Source organism: Flavobacterium sp. ARAG 55.4, assembly GCF_051846875.1.
Taxonomy (GTDB): Bacteria; Bacteroidota; Bacteroidia; order Flavobacteriales; family Flavobacteriaceae; genus Flavobacterium; species Flavobacterium plantiphilum.
Genome location: NZ_JBPYCT010000014.1, coordinates 22292 through 45263 on the forward strand (window position 1 = coordinate 22292; position 22972 = coordinate 45263).

Genomic DNA, 22972 nt, shown 5'->3' on the forward strand with positions numbered 1-22972 from the left:
TTTTTGGTTCACCATAGAGATAAATTAATTTGAAATACAAACTATTATGAGTTTCATAAACAGCATTATTAAAGCTTTCGTCGGAGATAAATCCGAAAAAGATGTAAAAGCTTTACAACCTTATATCAATAAAATAAAATCTTTTGAAAGTCAGTTAATCAGTTTATCTCATGATGAATTGAGAAACAGAACCACTTTTTTTAAAGATACAATCCAGCAGGCACGTGCTGCTCTCGACACCAAAATTGCTGCTTTAAAAGCAGAAGTTGAAAATATTGAGGATATTGATAAAAGAGAAGATATCTATACAGAAATTGATGCGCTTGAAAAAGAAGCCTATACTATTTCTGAAAAAACTTTAATGGAAATTCTCCCGGAAGCTTTTGCAGTGGTAAAAGAAACGGCACGACGTTTTAAAGAAAACAGCGAAATTACCGTTACTGCTACCGCTAAAGACCGTGAATTTTCTGCTACTAAAACCTATGTAAGCATCGAAGGAGATAACGCCATCTGGTTAAACAAATGGAATGCTGCCGGTAAAGAAATCACCTGGGACATGATTCACTATGATGTTCAGCTGATTGGTGGTATGGTATTGCACCAGGGGAAAGTGGCCGAAATGCAAACAGGGGAAGGAAAAACACTGGTAGCAACCCTGCCTTTATACTTAAATGCATTAACCGGAAACGGAGTGCATTTAGTAACCGTGAATGACTATCTGGCAAAACGTGACAGCACCTGGAAAGCACCTTTATTTGAATTCCACGGAATGACTGTAGATTGTATCGACAATCACCAGCCAAATTCTGAAGGAAGAAAAAAAGCGTATGACGCAGATATTACGTATGGTACTAATAACGAATTTGGTTTTGACTACCTGAGAGACAACATGGCACATTCGCCATCTGATCTGGTTCAAAGAAAACACAATTTTGCCATTGTCGATGAGGTGGATTCGGTATTAATTGATGATGCCAGAACACCATTGATTATTTCTGGACCGGTTCCGCAGGGAGACCGACACGAATTCAACGAATTGAAGCCAAAAATTGAAACACTGGTTGGATTACAACGTCAGTTAGCAACAGGTTTCCTGACTGAGGCTAAAAAATTAATCAAAGAGGGAAACACTAAAGATGGTGGTTTCATGCTGTTGAGAGCTTACAGAAGTTTACCTAAAAACAAAGCTTTGATTAAGTTTTTAAGTGAAGAAGGAATCAAACAATTGCTTCAAAAAACAGAAAACCAATACATGCAGGACAACAACCGCGAAATGCCTAAAGTTGATGAAGCCCTGTATTTTGTAATTGAAGAAAAAAACAATCAGGTAGAACTGACTGATAACGGAATCAAATTTCTTTCAGGAGATACAGATGCTGACTTTTTCGTGTTACCGGACATTGGAACTGAAATTGCCAATATCGAAAAACAAAAATTAGACAAAGACGCTGAAGCGGAAGAAAAAGAAAAATTATTCCAGGATTTCAGTATTAAAAGTGAACGTATTCACACTTTAACACAACTTTTAAAAGCGTATTCTTTATTCGAAAAAGATGTAGAATACGTAATCATGGACAACAAAATCATGATTGTCGATGAGCAGACAGGTCGTATCATGGACGGTCGTCGTTATTCTGACGGATTGCATCAGGCAATTGAAGCTAAAGAAAACGTAAAAATCGAAGCTGCCACTCAGACTTTTGCAACGGTAACTTTGCAAAACTATTTCAGAATGTACAACAAACTTGCCGGTATGACCGGTACAGCTGTTACTGAGGCTGGCGAGCTTTGGGAAATCTATAAATTAGACGTAGTTGAAATACCTACTAACCGTCCGATTGCAAGACAAGACAAAGAAGATTTTATCTATAAAACTACCCGTGAAAAATTCAATGCCGTTATCGAAGATGTAACTGAATTGTCTAAAGCAGGTCGTCCTGTACTGATTGGTACCACTTCTGTTGAAATCTCTGAATTATTAAGCCGTATGCTTAAAATGAGAGGAGTTACGCATAATGTATTGAATGCAAAAATGCACAAACAAGAGGCACAAATTGTTGAGGAAGCAGGAAAAGCCGGAGTAGTTACTATTGCAACTAACATGGCTGGTCGTGGTACCGATATTAAATTATCTGCCGAAGTAAAAGCTGCCGGAGGTTTAGCCATTGTAGGTACTGAGCGTCACGATTCCCGTCGTGTTGACCGTCAGTTGCGTGGTCGTGCCGGTCGTCAGGGAGATCCGGGAAGTTCTCAGTTTTATGTGTCTCTGGAAGACAACCTGATGCGTTTATTTGGTTCTGAAAGAGTAGCTAAAGTTATGGACCGTATGGGACTGGAAGAAGGTGAAGTTATCCAGCATTCGATGATGACTAAATCTATCGAGCGTGCTCAGAAAAAAGTAGAAGAAAATAACTTTGGTGTTCGTAAACGTTTATTAGAATATGATGACGTGATGAACGCACAACGTGAAGTAGTTTACAAACGTCGTCGTCACGCCTTGTTTGGAGAGCGTTTGAAACTGGACATCGCAAACATGTTGTATGACACCTGCGAATTATTCGTTCAGAATACTAAAGCGACTAACGATTATAAAACATTTGAGTTTGATTTAATTCGTTATTTCTCCATCACTTCTCCGGTAACAGAAGCGGAGTTCACAAGATTAAACGAAATCGAATTAACCGGAAAAGTGTATAAAGAAGCACTAAAATACTATAACGAAAAATGTGATCGCAGCGCCAGAGAAGCCTTCCCTATTGTAAAAAATATTTTCGAAGATCCAAACAATCAGTTTGAGCGCATTGTGGTTCCGTTTACGGATGGTGTAAAAGCATTAAGCGTAGTAACTGATCTGAAAAAAGCATACGAAACAGAAGGAAAACAATTAATCGCTGATTTCGAGAAAAACATCACCCTTTCTATTGTTGATGAAGCCTGGAAAAAACACCTGCGTAAAATGGACGAACTGAAACAATCTGTTCAATTGGCCGTTCACGAACAAAAAGATCCGTTGCTTATCTATAAGTTTGAAGCTTTCAACCTGTTTAACAGCATGCTAAACGGAATCAACAAGGAAGTTATTTCATTCCTGTTCAAAGGTGATTTACCGCAACAATCGGCTCCTGAAATTGAAGAAGCCAGAGAAGTAGTGCGTCCTAAAGAAAAATTGCAATTAAGCAAAGATGAAATCCCAAATAGCGAGAGCATGAACCGCGAAGCTGGCGAAACTCAGCAACGTCAGGTAACGGAAACTATTGTACGCGATATGCCAAAAATCAATCGTAACGATACCGTAACCGTTCAGCAAATAGCTACCGGAAAAACGGAATCTATGAAATACAAAAAAGCAGAAGCTTTATTAGCAACCGGCGAATGGGTTATTGTGAATGAATAGTTTTCAGAAAGCAGTATTCAATTCGCAATCCCAAGTTTCGGAACAGACAAATAAATAGGAGAATCCCCAATTACGAAAGTATTTGGGGATTTTTTTTATTCTGAATTCATTTCAGAATCTTTTCTTTTTAGGAGCAGCACTTTTTGTGTTTTCAATGAACCTTCCTCCCGCTATCCGTTACAATCTTTTTATTTTGTCCTATTGAGCCTGTCGAAATACAAAATAAAAAGGATTTCCACTTCTATCGGGGCTAGTTTAGAATTTATTTTATTCATAAGTTAATTTCTATATATTTGGGATTAAATAAATCCGATTATAATAAGACTTATACAATGAAATTAAGGTATATAAGTCTGATTTTGTCAGACCTATATACAAATTAGTAGTAACCATACCAAAAATGACAATAAAAGTTAAGACACGAAAGATATTATGGTCTAAATCAGGGAATAGATGTGCTATTTGTAAAAAGCATTTAATCCAAAAATTTGAAATTAATAATTCTAATTTTATTCTTGGAGAAGAATGTCATATCATTTCTTCAAAGGAAAAAGGTCCGAGAGGGAACGTAAAAAAAATGGCTGATTATGACGACAATAGTAATCTTATTTTACTTTGTGCAAATGACCATAAATTAATCGATGATTTTCCAGAAACTTTTACTTATGAAATAATAGTTAATCTAAAAAACAATCACGAAAAGTGGGTTGAAAATGCGTTAGAAAAAGATTTACAAGATTATATTCGAAGTGTAAACAATTGTGAAGTTTTAGATGAAATTAAAAATCACGTTCAATTGGACATCATAATAAAAAATGCTCATTTTTACTTCTTTGATTCAAGCTCAATAATTGATACAACTTTATCAATTGAAGCGAGCGAGTTTTTTGACAATCTTCGAGATTTATCTGATATATATTCAGATTTAGAAATTGCTGACAAAACACGCTATTTAATTGAACACGAAAAACAAATTATAAAATTTAATGAATCAGGTATAAGGTTTTTTGGAAAAAGTTTAATTAGAGAATACAAATTTGCAAACGTTCCAAAAGATAAATATAAATTAGCAATGATTATTGCATTTAATCCAGAAGCGAATCCTGAATCTATACAAAGTGGAAAATTAACTGTAAAGATTCCAGATGATTTCACTCCATCAATATAATGACTACTGCTTACACTTGCTACAATAGAACGTTAGCGGTCAGCATAGAAAACCCGATAGCGCGGAAATGTTTTCCGTCCCCGCAACAGTGAGCAAATAATCAATAAAAAGGCAACAAAATAATATACTTTGTCGAGTTACTAGATGAGATTCCTCATTCTTCGGAATGACAAAACTGGGGGTACTGAGACTTAAAAAATCGGTGACAATCCGTTCCATCTGTATCATCTGTGGTCGATTTCTCAACAATAATAAAATAATAAATTCATGAAAAAAACACTAACAACCATTTGTATTCTTATCTCAGTAAGTTTTAGCTTATTTGCACAACAGCCTGCTGTAACTGCGGTTCCAAAAACAGTACTAACAGAGCATGAAAAAACATTAGATTCCCAATGGGCCGGCAAGCGTGTCGCTTTTCTGGGCGATTCGATGACTGATAAACGCCGTGTGGGTACCACTTATGTATATTGGGAGTACCTGAATGAATTGCTGGGAATTGAATCATTTGTATATGGCATTAGTGGAAATCAATGGAATCACATTTACAGGCAGGCAGAAAAATTACAGACTGAAAAAGGAACAAATATTGATGCCATAATATTATTTGCCGGAACCAATGACTACATGCATGGCACTCCGCTGGGTGAGTTTTTTACTGAAACGACAAAGCAAACCAATTATAACGGACAAGAGGTCACACGCAAATACCGAACTCCAAATCTGAATGACTCGACCTTTTGCGGACGTATCAACAAAGCCATGTCATTCCTGAAAAACAATTATCCGCAACAACAGATTATTATTATGACTCCTATTCACAGGGGGTATGCCAAATTCAATGAAAAAAATGTACAACCTGATGAGAACTTTGCTAACGAGCGTGGTCTTTATATTGATGATTATGTTAATGTACTGAAACAGGCGGCTTCAAACTGGGCGGTGCCACTGATTGATTTATACAGTACAAGCGGTTTGTTTCCAATGGCTGATAAACAACTGCAATATTTTCATAATAAAGAAACAGACCGCTTACATCCAAACGCATCGGGTGATTACCGTTTAGCCAAAACAATTCAATATCAATTACTGGCTTTGCCTTCGGGTTTTGTCAGGGAATAAAGGATTGCATTCAAATAAAAAACGGCGCAGACTCCGTTGAGACCTGCGCCGTTTTTTATGCTTATAGCCAAAAGTTAATTTATTATTAGATAATTGGATAATAATGATAATTTGTAAGCTAGAATAATTTATATATTCTGTTAATCGGGATAACTACCCCCTGTTTTAACACAACATTTTTATCCGTCACCGCCCAGACAGTAGTATTTACCATTTTTTTTGATTCACTGTCTTCAAAGAAAATCTTAATTTTTGAATGCTCTAAATTTCCTAATGCCAAAGCCCGGTTTATTTCACTTATTCGTGTTTTAATTTCGTTGTCATCCTCCAGGACATCTGTTTTTGGGAACATAAGAGAAGCAATGTTTTCTTTTTCAATTGTTGCAAATTCTGCTGTCATAATTCTAAAATTTAATTAATAATTACTCTTCACCGGAACAAAATAACAAAAGCTTTAAATGCTTATAATTGCTGCGATGAGCGCATATATAAATTTAAAAAATATCTTTTTTTTAAATGCCAATATTTTATTAATTTTCCAGAAATATTCTTAAATTACATTGAATATAACAACACTTAGCGTATCCAATTGGGGAAAATTTTAACTATTCTCTTTTTCACTGATTGTTAGCTAATAATAAAAAAAAATGAACGATCAGATACAGCATTATTTTCTAAGCAAACAAGGAGTAAACAGAGATTGTTTACTGGCTCTGAGAAGTATTATTCTTCATCAGGATCCTTTTGTTACGGAAACACTAAAATGGGGAATGCCTTGCTATTGTTATAAAAAAAAGATATTCTGTTATTTATGGACCGATAAAAAAACAGCAGAACCTTATTTATTATTCGCAGAAGGAAAACATCTGGATTATCCGGAATTAGAACAGGGACAACGCTCCCGAATGAAAATTTTCAGAATCAATCCCCACCAGGATTTACCTTTACAGCAAATTGAAGCTATCTTGCAAAAAGCATTAGATTTATACAAAAACGGAATCATCAAAATAAAATAAAAAATACCTCCTTTAGCAGTAAAATCTATTTTACAAATACAAAAATGGCAATAAAAAAGAAGCTAAAACTAACAATACAACTGACAGAATACTTCCAATTATTAAAAAATGTCTGAACTTATAAATTCCTAAACCATAAATAATTGCATTAGTCTGATATCCCATTGGGGTATAAAAACTAAAATTAGCTCCAAACATCACCGCATATAATAGAGGTTTGGGATCCATATTCAATTTTGCTGCGATTGCTATAACAATGGGTGCAATTATAATTGCTGTGGCATTGTTAGATACAAATCCGCTCATCAGCATCGTAAAAGCAAAAATGATAGATATAATTACAGAAGCAGGAACGGACTTTAACACCAGATACAAATAATTAGCAATAAACATATCCGTTCCGGTATTGTGCATCGCAATTCCTAAGGGTATCATACCTGCTAATAAAAAAATGACCTGCCAGTTGATCCCTGTATAAGCATCTTTTAACTGAATACAGCCCGAAAACAGACACAAAGCAACTCCAAGAATACAACTCTTCAGAATAGAAAAAGTATTTGTTGCCGACAGTACAATTACCAGTAAAATAGCAATAAAAGAAATTATTTTTTTATAAGTTGGAATACGCGGATTAGTGATTACTGTATTAGCAAAAAGCAAATTATTATTGTTTGCAATTTTCTGAATCTCCGGTAAACTTCCTGTAAGTAAAACACGGTTGCCGGGAATGATAAATTTTTTAGAAAATATTTTTTTAAAATAATTATCATGATGCGAGCGCTTCTTATCACTGCTGATTCCTTTTACATATACATTATCGGGCAGCGTATCATTAAACTCTTCAATAGACATATTAATAAAGCGGGAGTTGGGTAAAATAATAACCTCATGGTATTCATTTGTAAAATGCTCTTCGATTAAATCCTGATCAACTCCTAAAATATTTAATCCCAGACTTTCAGTCTGTGCTGTTAAATCTTCTAAAGTTAAATCCAGCCAGAGAATATCATTTTCCTGTAGGACTTCTGATTTTAAATCGCTTTTTAAATGGCGTTTTCCACGTTGCACTTTAATTAAACGAATATCATTTTCATCCCAGATTTCAGTTTCAGAAGCTTTTTTACCTATTAATCGTGAACCCGATTTAATTTTTACTGCAGTGATATAACCAAATTTATTATGAATATCAATCTTTTCTTCGTTTGGCGTCTTAGGTAAAAATTTATTGGCCAGAATATAAATAATAGGAATTGAAACCAGTAAAAAGATAACTCCTGCAATTGAAAATTCAAAAAATTCAAAACGCCCTATTCCGCTTTTTCTTGAAATATCTGAAACAATCAGATTCGTACTTGTTCCCATCAAAGTACAACTACCACCTAAGATTCCTGCAAAAGAAATGGGTAAAAGCACCTTAGAACGATCTATTTTCCCCAGTTTATCCAGTTCATTTACCAATTTTATAAAAATAATTACAACGGCTGTAGTGGCGATGAATCCTGAGAAAAAGCCAACAGTCATCATTAATAAAGGTAAAAAAATCCAAATGGGTAATTTTTTAACAATCGGAATAATCTTTTGAGCCATTAAAGAAACCACACCATTTTTTTCTAAACTGATAGCGATAATCATCAGACACAAAATGGTTAGAACAGCATTATCCGAAAAACCTGAAATCGCTTCTTCAGGTGTAACCACACCGGTAATTAACAGACTTGATAATATAAAAAAAGCCGTTTTATCCACCGTAAATTTTTCGCTTATAAACAAAGCAAATGCTATAAGCAAAATTCCTGTTACAATGGCTATAGAGAGAGTCATGACTTTTTATATTAGAAAAATAAAAGTATTCCTTATTACATCTTTTAAAGTTATAGAATTTTTTACAAATCTTATATTTAAAAACTTAATTACTGCATATTTTTTAATTTGACTGCTTTGATATGGAATATTATTTGTAAAACAGTTAAAAACCTCACAAAATCAGCTATCAAGTCACATCCTTTTTTTAGCAGTTTTTTATCTTTGCGTCTTCTACAATGAAATAATTAGTATGAAATTTAAAATTGACAAGTTTGTTCTTTCGATAATAATAGTCGTAATTGCCGCTTATCTGTTCCCAAAATTGGGAGGAAAATCCGGTCCGTTGCCACTGGAGCGTATCGGGAGTATTGGAATTTCTTTAATCTTTTTTTTCTATGGACTCAAACTCAGCCCTGAAAAAACCAAATCAGGATTAAAAAACTGGAAATTACATCTGGTGATACAAACCTGTACTTTTTTACTGTTTCCATTAATTGTATTGTGTTTTTATCCCTTATTACAAACTGAAAACGACAGGAATATCTGGATTGCTTTTTTATTTCTGGCCTCATTGCCTTCCACCGTTTCTTCTTCGGTCGTAATGGTTTCTATAGCCAGAGGAAATATCCCTGCTGCTATATTTAATGCCAGTATTTCAGGGTTAATAGGGATTGTTGTTACGCCACTCTGGCTGGGTCTTTTTCTAAACAACAGCGGTGCTAATTATGATTTAGGCGAAATTTACAGTAAACTCATCACCGAAGTTGTAATTCCGGTAGTTTTGGGATTATTACTGCATCGGTACTGGGGGACTTTAGCCCAAAAACACAATGATTACCTGACTTTTTTTGACAAATCAATTATTCTGTTAATTATTTATAAGAGTTTTTGCAGCTCTTTTGAGGAAAATGTTTTTAGCGGAATAGATGCATTCGAATTAGTACTGATTGCTCTTGCTGTTTTCGGATTATTTTATGTTGTTTATTTTCTGACCGGTTTTGTGAGTAACAGACTTGGATTTAGTACCGAAGATAAAATTACAGCCCAGTTTTGCGGTACTAAAAAATCCTTAGTTCACGGAACCGTATTTGCCAAAATATTATTTCCTAATCCAAGTGCAATGGGAATAATTTTATTACCCATCATGCTTTTTCATGCTTCCCAGATTTTTATCATCAGCTTTCTTGCCAGCTCTATCAGCACCCGAAAAGAAGAAAACAAGCTGTCTTATGTTGTAGAAAATAAGTAACAACAATAAAAAAATCGCAAATCACAATTCCGTTTTGGGATTTATGATTTGCGATTTGTATTTTTTTTTCAAATTGTTTTTTATAAAACAGACTCTTCTTCTTCCTCAACTGCAAATTCCATAGGATCTTCCGTTTCTGAAATAATTTCTGGTTTAGAAGCTTTCAGTGTGTTGAATTTTTCCAATTGCTCCAGCTCATCTTCATCGCCACTGAAATAAGGAAAAACATCCATTACAGGCGATTCTGAAATTGCAGGAATAGTATAATCACCCATGGTTCCTTTCATGGCAGAAACCGTATTATCATATGCTTCTTTTACATCATTGGCCTGGACTAAAAAATACATATTGGTCTTGCGTTCTTTACCACTTTCTTCATCATAAGCCAGTAATGAAATCTTCGATTTAAACCAGCGGTCGGCATTTTCAAAGGGATGAATTTCGGCATAATTAGCAACTTTAATATTCGCTATTTTAAATTCTTCGCTTACAAAAGCCTTCATCTCTTCATTCATTCTGCTTTCGGCTTCGGTAAAAGAAATAGCGTCAACTAAATATATTTCACCTACCATTTTCTGATTACCGGTTTCATCCGTTTTTCTATATTTTACTTTGCATTCGTACCAGATAGCGCTCATAATTTTCTTTTTTTAAGGATGTCAAAGATATATTTTAGGGTAAAAAAAAAACGTAAATAATTCAAATAGATATTCACAATTTTGAATCAAAACGCTATACTTCTTATTTCAAAGCATTTAACTTTATATTAATTCAAAACTGGGAAAAATGTTTAGTTTTGTGTATCACAATCATTCATTATGGATTTAAAGGCTCATTATAAAAAATTATTTGATCGATCTGTTCAAAATATTTTAAATAATAAATATGTGCTGGATCCAGAAATTGATTCCAACAATGACAATCGTTACGGAATTACATTACTTATTCGCCCTTCGGAAAAAGTAAAAAAGCAAATCCAGCGCTTTTTAAGTGCCTTAAAAGAAGTAGACAACAGCCAGTATTATTACCCCAATACGGATATTCATATTACTGTTCTTTCAATTATTTCCTGCCAAACCGGTTTCTCTTTAAATCAGATTAATGCTGAAGAATACCTTACTGTAATTGAAGAAAATTTAGATTCCATCGCAAATCTGGAAATTCATTGCAAGGGTATTACGGCATCTGATTCGGCTGTTATGATTCAGGGATTCCCATCTGACGAAAGCTTAAATTCCTTTAGGGATTCGCTCAGAAAAGCTTTCAGTAAAACTAATCTTAAACAAAGTATTGACAGCCGCTATACTCTTTTAACTGCTCATAGTACCGTATGCCGTTTTAAAGCGCCTATTGAGAATACTGCTGAACTCATTGCGGTATTAGAAAAATACAAGCATTACGATTTTGGAACTTTTCAGGTAAATACTCTTGATTTGGTATATAATGACTGGTATCAGAGAGCCGAAAAAACTCAAATTATTCATCAGTTTAAAATTTAAAACAACTATTTATCAAGTGACTATCTGTTGGCTTTTTGATAAACAAAAGCACCGCTATCTCTAATAATAACAGCAGTTTACAAAGTTTTCTAAAAAAATAATAACAAATCATAAAGTGTTAAGATTACGTTAAATAAAAATTAAACAGCTGTTTAAATTAAACACTTGTTTAATTTTGTGCTGTAATTATAAATTTATCTAAAGTGAAAACTGATTTTAATGAAAAGCAGATTCAAATTCTTCTGATAGCCGAAACGCTGTTTGCCGAAAATGGATTTGAGGGAACTTCGATAAGAACAATTGCCAAGAAAGCCGAAATCAATGTTGCCATGGTATCTTACTATTTTGGTTCAAAAGAAAAACTTTTAGAGGCTTTAATACTGTACCGCACTTCTGATTTAAAAATTCAGATAGAAAACTTATCGGTGGAAAATTTAGATCCTGTTGAAAAAATTGACAAATTAATCGAATTGTATGTCAATCGAATCCGATGCAATAAAGGAATTTACAGAATCCTGCATTTTGAATTTTCTTCAGAAGAGAAAGAAGACAAAATGAAGCTCTTAAATGAAGTCCGTGACCGGAATTTAAAATCACTCGAAACCATTATTCATGAAGGTCAGGCGAAAGCAATTTTTAGAAAAGAGGTGATTATTCCGCTAATTCCTCCCACGATTATGGGTACTTTTTTCCATTTCTACATGAATAAGGATTATTTTAAAAAACTGTTAACCCTTGAAACAGACGAAGAATTCGATAATTATATTCAGACAAAACTTAAAACACACATTCAACAAACAATAAAAGCACTGCTACTATATGAAAGCTAATCATTTAATACTCTTTGGGTTTTTATTCCTGGGAATAACAGCCACAGAAGCACAGGAAAAAAAGAGTTTAACGCTCGACCAAGCCATTCACCTGGCCTGGGAGAAAAGCAATGAAGTAAATTTAGCCAATGCCAAAGTAACGACTAAAAAATACGAGTTGCAATCTGTAAAAAATCATCGCTATCCCGATTTAAAAGCTTCGGCACAATACCAGCGCTTAACTAAAGCTTCTATTGATTTAAAAAATAATGGCAGCGAGAGTGAGGAAAGTGGTTCAGATACTAAAGCCCCAAATGTCGACCAACTGGTTTTAGGACAAATTAATGCTACTCTGCCTCTTTTCTCCGGTTTTAAATTACAAAACAGTATTAAAGTTTCGGATAATCTGTATAAGGCCGAAGCTGCAAATGCGTTACAAACCAAAGAAGAAACAGCCATGGAAGTAATTAATTATTATGTGGCATTGTACAAAGCACAAAAAACGGTAGAATTACTAAAGGAAAATTACAAAAGCGCTGAACAGCGTGTAAAAGACTTTACCGAGCTGGAAAAAAACGAAATCGTTCCTAAAAACGATTTACTTAAAACCCAATTACAGCTGTCTAAAGTGCAACTGTCTTTAGATCAGGCTAAAAGTGATTTAAACGTGGTAAATTACAAATTAGCAAGTCTTTTAAAACTGGATACTAATACCCAGATAAGCGTTCAGGAAAGTGATTTGGCAGCTTATGAACTAAACAACATTCCCACAGATGAAAATCCGGCATTAGAAAACCGTAAAGATTTAGAGGCACTTCGCTTTCAGGAACAAGCAAGTCTTGAAAGTATAAAAGTAGCGCGAAGTGGCTACTACCCTTCTCTTTCACTTATTGCCGGTTACACCACATTAGATTTAAAAAATGTAGTAACGGTGCAGAATGCGATGAATTTTGGAATTGGATTATCTTATAATATCAGTGATATTTTTAAAAACGGAACGGAAGTTAAAGTAGCAAAAAGCAAAGCAGCAGAAGTTCAGAATTCAGAAATGATGCTTACTGATTACATTAAAAATCAGGTTAAAAAAGCACTGGAAGATTATGATTTATCAGTGAAACAAAACAGCGTTTATACTCAGGCAGTAGAACAGGCAACTGAAAATTACCGAATTATAAAAGATAAATACGACAATGGCTTATCTGACACTAATGATTTACTGGAGGCCGATGTTGAACAACTGAGTGCTAAAATTAATAAAGCTGTGGCGAAAGCCAATGTGATTCAAAAATATTACAGTTTACTGGCTGTAACAGGACAATTAAACCAAACTTTCAACCTTTCTAAAATATAATTGACACCTAAAATGGAAAAGAAAAAAACAAACAAAAAATTTATCGTTATAATAGGTTCTTTAATCCTATTAGGCGTTATATATGGTTCTTATAAATACATTCATTCTCTTTCTCACGAAGAAACAGATGATGCACAAGTGGAGAAATATATGAATCCTATTATCCCAAGAGTTTCAGGATATATAAGCAAGGTGTATATCAAAGACAATGATTATGTAAAAAAAGGAGATACTCTATTTACTATTGATAAAAAAGATTATCAGTTAAAAATTGATGAAGCTAAAGCCGCATTGGCAGCAGCCGAAGGGAATTTTGAAGTATCAAAAGCAGATGTGGGGAGTATTCTGGCAAGTGTATCTGTATCGGATGCGAATGTAAAATCAGCAACCGGAAATATTGAGACCGCAAAAATTAAACTGGGTTTAGCAACAAATGATTTTAACCGTTACAGCAATTTGTACAAAAATCATACGATTACTAAACAGCAATATGAGCAGGCCTTAGCAGCGAAACAGGAAGCTGAAAATGAGGTTCGCATTTTACAACAACAACAAAGAGCCAGCGCTTTTCAAAAATCAGTTACTCAGGCCAAATCTGTTGTTTCTGACAAGCAAATTAATGTTGCCGAGGCAAATATTAAAAGAGCGGAGGCTTTGTTAGAATCGGCTAAATTAAATCTAAGTTATACCGTTGTAACAGCTGCAATTGATGGTCAGGTTTCTAAAATTGACATTCAGCCGGGACAATTAGTACAACCGGGACAATCCTTGTTTTACATCATCAATAACAATGAAGCCTGGGTTATTGCCAACTTTAAAGAAACTCAATTAAACAAAATGGTTGCAGGTCAAAAAGTAGCTTTAAAAGTAGATGCTTATCCTGATTATGAATTTAAAGGAACAGTAACATCGTTTTCACCGGCTACAGGTTCCCGTTTTTCGATTTTGCCTCCGGATAATGCTACCGGAAACTTTGTGAAAACCATTCAGCGTTTACCAGTAAAAATTAGTATCGACTCAAGCAACGACATCGAAAAAGTAAAACTACTGCGTCCGGGAATGAATGTGGATGTAGATGTGCATTTGAAATAAATATAAAAGCTAATTTAAGTTGTTTAAGTCCCATCACTTCGGGAAGAGTTCTTGTCTTTTAGCAGAACATAAAAATTAGAATAAAAACTGATTTTAGGTCCATTTTGCTTCATTTTATCAGGTAAAATATCCGAACTAACGGTTTAATAAAAAACGAAATCAGAATAAAATAATACAGAATAAATGGTACTAGCAGATGACGATTTAGTAGAATATGGCTTTAGAAGAGTAATCATAACAATCACAGCTGTGCTATGTGCCCTGCTGGAAATTGTAGATACTACTATTGTCAATGTGGCTCTGACTAATATGAGGGGAAGCCTGGGAGCCACTTTAACAGATGTTGCCTGGGTAATTACGGCCTATGCAATTGCAAATGTTATTGTAATCCCGATGACAAGCTGGCTTTCGCAACAATTTGGAAGACGTAATTATTTTGCTGTTTCGATCATTATATTTACTATTTCTTCTTTCTTGTGCGGAAATGCCACAAATATATGGGAATTAGTAGCTTTCCGGTTTGTACAGGGTTTGGGAGGTGGCGCTCTACTGGTAACCGCACAAACGATCATTACCGAAAGTTATCCCATTGCTAAGCGCGGAATGGCTCAGGCTATTTACGGAATGGGTGTAATTGTAGGACCTACACTGGGTCCGCCATTAGGTGGTTATCTGGTAGATAATTTTTCATGGCCTTACATTTTTTACATCAATATTCCATTGGGAATTATTGCGACACTTTTAACACTTACATTTGTCAGAAGCCCTAAATATGGTGAGAAATTAAAATCCAATCAGGTTGATTGGTACGGAATTATTCTGCTGGCTACTTTTATTGGTTCGTTACAGTTTGTATTAGAACACGGGCAACAGGATGACTGGTTTAATGATGATTTGATTGTAACGTTGAGTGTTGTTTCTTTATTTGGATTAATCCTCTTTATCTGGAGACAATTAGTATACAAATATCCAATTGTGAATTTAAGTGTACTAAAAGACGGAAATTTACGCATAGGAACCGTCATGAGTTTCATTATGGGATTCGGTTTATATGGTTCTACATTAATTATCCCTATTTACACCCAATCCATATTAGGCTGGACTGCAACAGATGCCGGTTTGTTATTAATTCCCGGATCGATTACAACAGCCATCATGATGCCTTTCGTGGGTAAAATGATTCAAAGAGGTGTTCCGCAGGGATATATGGTTGCGGGAGGTTTTCTGGTGTTCTTTATTTTTACACTGCTCATGTATTATAACATGACTCCTGACACCGGAGTCGAACACATGTACTGGCCTTTAATTCTGAGGGGAGTTGGTTTAGGATTACTTTTTGTACCCATTACCACATTATCACTTTCCACACTTAAAGGAAAAAACATTGGCGAAGGAGCAGCATTTACAGGAATGATGCGACAATTAGGAGGTTCTTTTGGTATTGCTATCATAACCACTTTTATCACCAGATTGAGTCAAATGCATCGAGTAAATCTTGTTTCTAACTTAGACGGCAGCAATTTTGCCGTACAGGAAAGACTAAATCAGCTGCAAAAAGGTTTTATGGCTAAGGGATACTCTGTAAATGAATCTTTGAAAAAGGCTTATGAAGTACTTGATTTTTCGGTTATGAAACAAAGTACAGTACTGGCTTACATGGATATTTTCCTGTATCTGGGTTTGCTTTTTTTATGCTGTATTCCTATTATCTTATTTATTAAAAAAGGAAATAACAAAATCAATCCTGCTGATGCAATGCATTAATGTGGATTTTTGAATTTAGAACTTAGAATTTGATTTATTGAAAAAATTCCGAATTTCACTATTTATTAAAGTGCAATTCGGAATTTTTTATAACTACTATCTTTACTCTTTCTTCTTTCTTCTTTCTTCTTTCTTCTTGCCTTTATTCTACCTTGTAAAAACCAAATGATTTCCTTTGGACAAATTAGCATCAAACTGATAGCCTTCATAATTAAATCCTTTTAAATCATCAATAGTTTCGGCATTCGTATCAATAATATAACGCACCATCATTCCTCTGGCTTTTTTAGCAAAAAAACTAATCATTTTCAGCTTTCCATCTTTATAATCTTTAAAATCAGGAGTGATTACAGGCACTTTCAATGCTTTTACATCAATTGCAGAAAAATACTCATTACTGGCTAAATTGATAAACAACTCTCCTTTTTTCAATTCTTTATTGAGCGAATGTGTCAATGTTGTTTTCCAAAAATCATACAGATTTTTTTGTTCACCAATAGCAAGTTTTGTTCCCATTTCCAATCTGTATGCCTGCATGAGATCCAAAGGCTTTAAAATACCGTATAAACCGGATAGAATTCTTAATTTGTCCTGAAGCACATCTAATTTTTCTACCGGAATCGTGTAAGCATCTAAACCGGTGTACACATCACCGTCAAAAGTATATACTGCCGGACGCGCATTTTCGGGCGTGAAAGGCGTTTTCCATTCTTTATTACGCTGCCAGTTTAAGTCGGCTAATTTATCTGAAATAGCCATTAAATCAGATAAATCTTTGGGTGATTGCTGTTTTAATACTTTATGAATTTGTCTGGATTCTTTCAGGAATGCAGGTTGCGTAAATTGTGCTGTAGGCAGTTCCGTTTCAAAATTTAATGATTTGGCGGGTGATAGTACTATTTTCATAAGTAGTGGTAGCATTTTTTTATCGATTCCAAAAATACTACATTGATTATAAATTAGCAGTCAGATTGGAATAGTTTTAATCTAATATCCTATAAAAACCTTCTATAAAAGGATTAAGGTACTTATTTCAAAGACTTTAAAATTTCATTACTATTTCTTTTTGAAAGTTTTTTTAAATATTCCTTACTAAATTGATAAAAAAACTAAAGGCAATTTTTCATTTTAATATTTTATCTGTGTATAAAGTGACTAATATTATGTTTTTAACAGCATATTTTTAATAGATATTTCGTTATTTTTGCATATCTCTACATTTTTAATAAATATTAAAGCCATTTAAATCATTTCTTTAACTAAATGATAAAATAACAAAAGTAACAACACATGAAAAAAACAATTAAGCGCCTGTACAAATCAGAACTTTTTACGGAATTTTTTGATAATGAAAAATCAAGTGGACTTGTTTTAATTGGCTGTACTATAATTTCATTAATACTTGCTAATTCAATTTTTTCAGACCAATATCTTCATACCTGGCACATGAAAGTAGGAACGCAGAGTCTGGAATACTGGATTAACGATGGTTTAATGACTATTTTCTTTTTACTTATCGGATTAGAATTAGAGCGCGAAATTTATTTGGGCGAATTGTCTAATATTAAGGAAGCTTTATTACCTATTTTTGCTGCACTGGGAGGAATGCTGGTTCCTGCAGGGCTCTATTTACTACTTAATTACGGGACATTGGCACAATCAGGAGCAGGAATCCCGATGGCTACTGATATTGCTTTTGCTCTGGGAGTGCTTTCCTTACTGGGCAACCGCGTACCATTGTCTTTAAAAGTTTTCTTAACAGCTCTGGCCGTTATTGATGATTTGGGAGCTATACTTGTTATTGCTGTTTTTTATACTAAAACTATTCTATGGATCAATTTAGCCATTGCTTTGGGAATTTTATTGTTCTTATTCATTCTTAACAGGATGAAAATAAAAAACTTAATCCCATATCTTATCGGTGGGGTAATCATGTGGTATTTTATGCTGAATTCCGGAATTCATGCTACAATTACGGGTGTATTAATCGCCTTTGTTATTCCTTTTGGAGACGGAACAAAAAAATCTGTTTCTTATAAATTGCAACATTTTTTACACAAACCGGTAGCCTTTATTATTTTACCGCTGTTTGCGCTAGCCAATACAGCCATTGTCTTAGGATCAGATATTGTAGAGACTTTAAGTTTACATTACAGTATCGGAATTATGCTGGGACTGATTGTTGGTAAGCCCTTAGGTATTGCATTATTTAGTTTTCTCGCTGTTTCAATAGGTCTGTGCAAACTGCCTGGTGATTTAAACTGGAAAACTATTATCAGTGTTGGGTTTTTAGGAGGTATTGGTTTTACAATGTCAATTTTTGTTACTTTATTAGCTTTTGATGATCATCATATAATAAATAATGCTAAATTTATAATTCTGCTGTCTTCTTTAACGGCAGGTTGTATTGGTTTTATGTTATTAAAATATAATTTAAAGAAAAGTAATGAAATCCATAATTAGAAAGTTTTTTGATTATATAAACCTTGCTAAGGGTGAAGATGATAAGTCTAAAGTTTTAGATAATGTAAAAGTAAATATATCGTTTCGGGGAGCGAATTTATGGATTTTAGCCTGTGCGATAGCAGTTGCATCGATTGGATTAAATGTCAATTCGGCCGCTGTAATCATTGGAGCGATGCTTATTTCTCCTTTGATGGGACCTATCGTAGGAGCAGGTTTCGGACTTGGAACCTATGATTTTGAACTCCTTAAAAGATCCCTGAAAAATCTTTTAATTGCTACTATTGCCGGACTGGTCGTTTCTACTATTTATTTTTATATCAGTCCGTTTAAAGAAGCACAGCCGGAACTTTTATCCCGTACTTCCCCTAATATCTATGATATTCTGATTGCGTTTTTTGGTGGTCTGGTTGGAGTAATTGCAATAACGCGGGTTGAAAAAGGTAATCCAATTCCCGGTGTAGCAATTGCAACTGCTTTAATGCCTCCTCTTTGTACTGCCGGATACGGATTAGCAACCGGTGGTTACAAATTCTTTTTCGGAGCGATGTACCTCTACTCCATCAACTGTGTATTCATTTGTATATCCACATTTTTAATTGTTAAATACCTGAAATATCCAATAAAAAAACAATTGGATGAAAAGCTTCAGAAAAAAGTAAAATACTATATCAGTACAGTGATCACTATTGTGCTGTTGCCAAGTATTTATTTTGCGTATCAGTTATTTGAGGAGAAAAAATACCAGCAACAAATTGATATTTTTACAGAAAAAGAATTTAATGAAAAAGGTATTACTGTGGTCTATAAAAAAACACAGTTCAATAAAAGTCCTAAAATTCTGGAATTGGGTTTTTTATCCAAACGTTTTAGCGATGCCGAAATAAAAGCACTCAACCAAAGCCTCCCTGATTATGAATTAAACAACACCAAATTAGTTATAAAACAAGACACCACTGATTTGAAAAGTGATATTTTAAACGAAATTAATTTTAACAAATCTGCTTTAAGCCAGAAAGATGTTACTATTCTGAACTTAAAAAAACAAATTGCATTCAATCATTTTGACAATAATGAACTCCTTGCCGAAATGAAAATATTATTTCCTGACATACAAAACATTTCGATTTCAAACCATACTTTTAATGAAAAAACGGATAGTACTAAAACAGTTCCGGTTCTTATCTATAAAAGTAAAAACAAATTTGAGAAACAAGAGCTCGATAAAATAGTGCAATGGCTAAAACAGCGCTTAACTAAAAAAGAAATTGAAGTATACCGCCAACCCAATATTTCTAAAGATTCAAAATAAAAATGGATTTATTCAGTGCATCCGAATATGACCCAAACACCAATCTTTTGCCCGTTGATGGTACGGTATTGTATTATGGTAAAATAATGGATTACGCTGAAGCCGGATTCTACTACCGCCGTTTACTGGAAAGTATCGAATGGAAAAATGATGAAGCTGTTATTTTTGGAAAACTGATTATTACCAAAAGAAAAGTAGCCTGGTATGGCGATAGTAATTTTAAATACAGCTATTCAAATACCACCAAAGAAGCGCTTGCATGGACAAGTGAACTCAGGGAATTAAAATTATTAACCGAACAGATAACAGGCGAAACCTATAATTCCTGTCTGCTCAATTTATATCACAATGGTGATGAAGGTATGGCGTGGCATAGCGATGGCGAAAAAGATTTAAAGAAAAACGGTGCTATTGCTTCACTAAGTTTTGGGGCACAAAGAAAATTTGCATTCAAACACAAAACCACTAAAGAAACCGTTTCACTAATGCTTGAACAAGGAAGTCTTTTAGTAATGAAAGGTACTACGCAAACCCATTGGCTCCATCGGTTGCCCCCGTCTAAAAAAATAAATAAACCCCGAATTAACCTGACTTTCAGAACTATTGTCATTTAAGATTACTGTCATTATATCAGTTTGTGAATAATAGCTGACAAAAGGAAAACACATTAAAAACATCGTACTGCTTATACTGAATTATTAAAAAAAAGTGGCTTATTTTCTTAAAAAACACCACTTTTTTTTACAACATCAACGATAAACAATGGTTTTATTTTGATTTTCAGCAGACCTTTACTATCTTTCCAAGCGATTTAACCAATTATAATGAACCCTTAAACATTTTAAAAATGTTAGAAGAAACGAATGATAACCTGTCCGGGTCAGAAGTACGGACAGACGGAAATTTAGCCACTGATATTCAGGAAAACTCGAATAGTGAAACGGCTAAAAATGAAACAGCAACAGACACAGAAGAAGCAAATTCATTATCAAAAAGACAACAGGCTTTAAATGAAATTGAAGCTTCAAACGCTGAAGAACATGAAGACGAAACCTTAAAAGCCCGTCATGAAATTCCTATGCCTGATTATGAGACTTTCTCTATGGAAGTATTAGTTGATGAACTGCAAAAGCTGGTTACCAATGAAAAAGTAATGTCAATACGGGATCATGTTGAGGAAATTAAAAAAGCTTTTTTATCAAAATATAATCATTTTATTGAAGAGAAAAAAGAGGAGTTTCAAGCTGAAAACCCTGAAAGTACTGAAGAATTTGAATACCATTTTCCCTTAAAAACAAAATTTGATCAGTTTTATACTTTATACAAAGACAACAAACACACACACTTTAAAAGTCTTGAGAATAATTTAAAAAATAATTTAGCTACGCGATTAGCTATTGTTGAAGAGCTAAAAGAACTCATTAATCCTAATGAAAATATTAAGGACACCTTAAAAAGTTTCAATGAATTAAGAGAGCGCTGGAAAAATGCAGGTCCAATTCCTAAGGATAAATACAATCACGTGTGGAATAATTATCATTTTCATATCGAAAATTTTTATGATTATCTGCACTTAGACAGAGAAGCCAGAGACCTGGATTTCAAGCACAATTTAGAGCTTAAACAAAAAATCATTTCCCGCGTGGAAGAATTGCTTCAGGAGCAGGATATCAACAAAGCATTCAGAGAATTACAGGATTTACACCGTATCTGGAAAGAAGATATAGGTCCTGTTTCCAGAGAACATCGTGATGAAATATGGAATCAGTTTAGTGATTTAACTAAGAAAATGCACGACAAACGCGAAGTTCTTTTTGAAAAAATAAGAGGAACGGAACAGGAAAATCTTGAAAAAAAGAATTCTATTATTGCCCAGATTGAAGAATTAGGGACTATAAAAGTAAATGCACACTCTCAATGGCTCGTTCAGATTGAGAAAGTAGAAGCCTTAAGAAATGCTTTCTTTTCTACCGGAAAAGTACCTTCGGAAGTAAATGAAGCAACCTGGGCTGCCTTTAAAACGGCAGTTAGAAATTTTAATTCTTTTAAAAACTCTTTTTACAAAGATATTAAGAAGGAACAAAATGAAAATCTGAATAAAAAAAATGCACTGGTAGCCAAGGCAAATGAATTAAAAGAAAGCGAAGATTTTTCAGCAACAACACCAATCATGAAACAAATTCAGGAAGATTGGAAAAAAATAGGACATGTTCCCAGAAAATATTCTGATAAAGTCTGGACTGAGTTTAAAGAAGCCTGTAATCATTACTTTAATCGTTTAAAAGAACAAAGAAATGAGCACAATGCGGAAGAGATGGAAGCTTTTGACAAAAAGAAAGAATATCTGGAAACCATCAAAGAATTTCAGCTCGCTGGTGATCATAAAACCGATTTAGATGCTATCAAACAGCATATTGAAAACTGGAAAAATCTAGGTAGAGTTCCTTACACCAGAAGACATATTGAAGGAAAGTTCAACAAAATATTAGATGCACTTTTTGACAAACTCAGTTTGAGTAAAAAAGATTCCGATATGATGCGTTTTACCAATAAAATAGAAAACCTTTCGGAAAATAATGACAACAGAAAATTAGAAAACGAAAAGATTTTTATCATCCGTAAAATTGAAGAAGTCCAAAATGAAATTTTCCAGTTGGAAAACAACATTCAGTTTTTTACAAATACTAAAAATGCTAAAAAGGAAAATTCAATTGTTTTAGAAGTCCGGAAAAATATTGCTATCCACAAAGAAAGTTTAGAAACCTGGAAAGAAAAACTAAAACAACTTAGAAATCTGAATCAGGAGTAGTCCAAGAAGTCAGAAATGTAAAAATATGCAGAAGCATGATAAAACCAGGCAATTTTCAAATTTGAAAAATTGCCTGGTTTTTCTATACCATTTTTACTACTTCCCTCATAACTTCTAACTT

18 protein-coding genes are annotated in these 22972 nt (G+C 34.0%); 14 read left to right on the plus strand and 4 right to left on the minus strand.

Going from position 1 to position 22972, the window contains the following annotated elements:
• Window positions 1-46: 46 nt before the first annotated feature.
• The 3 genes from secA (at window position 47) to ACSV4D_RS14970 (ending at window position 5684) form a co-directional block, all read left to right on the plus strand.
• Window positions 47-3394, plus strand: coding sequence for a preprotein translocase subunit SecA (secA, locus tag ACSV4D_RS14960; protein ID WP_439228883.1), 3348 nt, complete (start codon window positions 47-49; stop codon window positions 3392-3394).
• Window positions 3395-3794: 400 nt separating this feature from the next.
• On the plus strand, window positions 3795-4562 hold the full coding sequence (locus ACSV4D_RS14965) for an HNH endonuclease (protein WP_439228884.1): 768 nt from the start codon (window positions 3795-3797) through the stop codon (window positions 4560-4562).
• Between the two features lie 267 nt (window positions 4563-4829).
• Window positions 4830-5684, plus strand: coding sequence for an SGNH/GDSL hydrolase family protein (locus ACSV4D_RS14970; RefSeq protein WP_439228885.1), 855 nt, complete (start codon window positions 4830-4832; stop codon window positions 5682-5684).
• Between the two features lie 118 nt (window positions 5685-5802).
• On the opposite strand, the gene ACSV4D_RS14975 is transcribed toward ACSV4D_RS14970, so the two are convergent.
• On the minus strand, window positions 5803-6084 hold the full coding sequence (locus tag ACSV4D_RS14975; RefSeq protein WP_439228886.1) for a hypothetical protein: 282 nt from the start codon (window positions 6082-6084) through the stop codon (window positions 5803-5805).
• 247 nt (window positions 6085-6331) lie between these two features.
• On the opposite strand from ACSV4D_RS14975, the gene ACSV4D_RS14980 reads away from it, so the two are divergent.
• A complete protein-coding gene (locus tag ACSV4D_RS14980) occupies window positions 6332-6700 on the plus strand; it encodes a DUF1801 domain-containing protein (protein WP_439228887.1) in 369 nt (122 codons plus the stop codon).
• Between the two features lie 30 nt (window positions 6701-6730).
• Here ACSV4D_RS14980 and ACSV4D_RS14985 read toward each other — a convergent pair whose 3' ends face one another.
• A complete protein-coding gene (locus ACSV4D_RS14985; RefSeq protein WP_408081985.1) occupies window positions 6731-8521 on the minus strand; it encodes an SLC13 family permease in 1791 nt (596 codons plus the stop codon).
• 232 nt (window positions 8522-8753) lie between these two features.
• Between ACSV4D_RS14985 and ACSV4D_RS14990 the strand changes: the two genes are divergently transcribed.
• A complete protein-coding gene (locus tag ACSV4D_RS14990; RefSeq protein ID WP_439228888.1) occupies window positions 8754-9752 on the plus strand; it encodes a bile acid:sodium symporter family protein in 999 nt (332 codons plus the stop codon).
• Window positions 9753-9832: 80 nt separating this feature from the next.
• Here the strand turns inward: ACSV4D_RS14990 and ACSV4D_RS14995 are convergent, their stop codons facing one another.
• Entirely contained in the window at window positions 9833-10390 is a 558-nt protein-coding gene (locus ACSV4D_RS14995) for a DUF4494 domain-containing protein (RefSeq protein WP_408081987.1), read from the minus strand.
• Window positions 10391-10570: 180 nt separating this feature from the next.
• On the opposite strand from ACSV4D_RS14995, the gene ACSV4D_RS15000 reads away from it, so the two are divergent.
• The 5 genes from ACSV4D_RS15000 to ACSV4D_RS15020 all read left to right on the plus strand — a co-directional run bounded on the left by ACSV4D_RS15000 (window position 10571) and on the right by ACSV4D_RS15020 (window position 16267).
• Window positions 10571-11251: a 2'-5' RNA ligase family protein gene (locus ACSV4D_RS15000; RefSeq protein ID WP_439228889.1), complete on the plus strand. Its 681-nt coding sequence runs from the start codon at window positions 10571-10573 to the stop codon at window positions 11249-11251.
• Between the two features lie 203 nt (window positions 11252-11454).
• The gene (locus tag ACSV4D_RS15005) at window positions 11455-12081 is read left to right on the plus strand and encodes a TetR/AcrR family transcriptional regulator (protein WP_439228890.1); all 627 of its coding nucleotides are present in this window, start codon (window positions 11455-11457) and stop codon (window positions 12079-12081) included.
• Complete coding sequence (locus ACSV4D_RS15010) at window positions 12071-13411, plus strand: TolC family protein (protein ID WP_439228891.1); 1341 nt, start codon at window positions 12071-12073, stop codon at window positions 13409-13411. Before ACSV4D_RS15005 ends, ACSV4D_RS15010 begins: the two co-directional genes overlap by 11 nt.
• 12 nt (window positions 13412-13423) lie before the next feature.
• A complete protein-coding gene (locus ACSV4D_RS15015) occupies window positions 13424-14503 on the plus strand; it encodes an HlyD family secretion protein (protein WP_439228892.1) in 1080 nt (359 codons plus the stop codon).
• A 183-nt stretch (window positions 14504-14686) separates the two neighbouring features.
• The gene (locus tag ACSV4D_RS15020; RefSeq protein WP_439228893.1) at window positions 14687-16267 is read left to right on the plus strand and encodes an MDR family MFS transporter; all 1581 of its coding nucleotides are present in this window, start codon (window positions 14687-14689) and stop codon (window positions 16265-16267) included.
• A 147-nt stretch (window positions 16268-16414) separates the two neighbouring features.
• Here the strand turns inward: ACSV4D_RS15020 and yaaA are convergent, their stop codons facing one another.
• Window positions 16415-17173: a peroxide stress protein YaaA gene (yaaA, locus tag ACSV4D_RS15025; protein WP_439228894.1), complete on the minus strand. Its 759-nt coding sequence runs from the start codon at window positions 17171-17173 to the stop codon at window positions 16415-16417.
• Window positions 17174-17557: 384 nt separating this feature from the next.
• Here yaaA and nhaA point away from each other — a divergent pair, with 384 nt between their 5' ends.
• From nhaA to ACSV4D_RS15045, 4 genes are all read left to right on the plus strand, one after another.
• Window positions 17558-18730 carry a Na+/H+ antiporter NhaA gene (gene nhaA, locus ACSV4D_RS15030; RefSeq protein WP_439228895.1) on the plus strand — a complete coding sequence of 391 codons (1173 nt, stop codon included), beginning with the start codon at window positions 17558-17560 and terminating at the stop codon, window positions 18728-18730.
• A complete protein-coding gene (locus ACSV4D_RS15035; RefSeq protein WP_439228896.1) occupies window positions 18714-20042 on the plus strand; it encodes a TIGR00341 family protein in 1329 nt (442 codons plus the stop codon). Before nhaA ends, ACSV4D_RS15035 begins: the two co-directional genes overlap by 17 nt.
• A gap of 2 nt (window positions 20043-20044) precedes the next feature.
• Window positions 20045-20656: an alpha-ketoglutarate-dependent dioxygenase AlkB family protein gene (locus ACSV4D_RS15040; protein WP_439228897.1), complete on the plus strand. Its 612-nt coding sequence runs from the start codon at window positions 20045-20047 to the stop codon at window positions 20654-20656.
• A 233-nt stretch (window positions 20657-20889) separates the two neighbouring features.
• Window positions 20890-22851 carry a DUF349 domain-containing protein gene (locus tag ACSV4D_RS15045; protein WP_439228898.1) on the plus strand — a complete coding sequence of 654 codons (1962 nt, stop codon included), beginning with the start codon at window positions 20890-20892 and terminating at the stop codon, window positions 22849-22851.
• The last annotated feature ends 121 nt before the right edge of the window (window positions 22852-22972 follow it).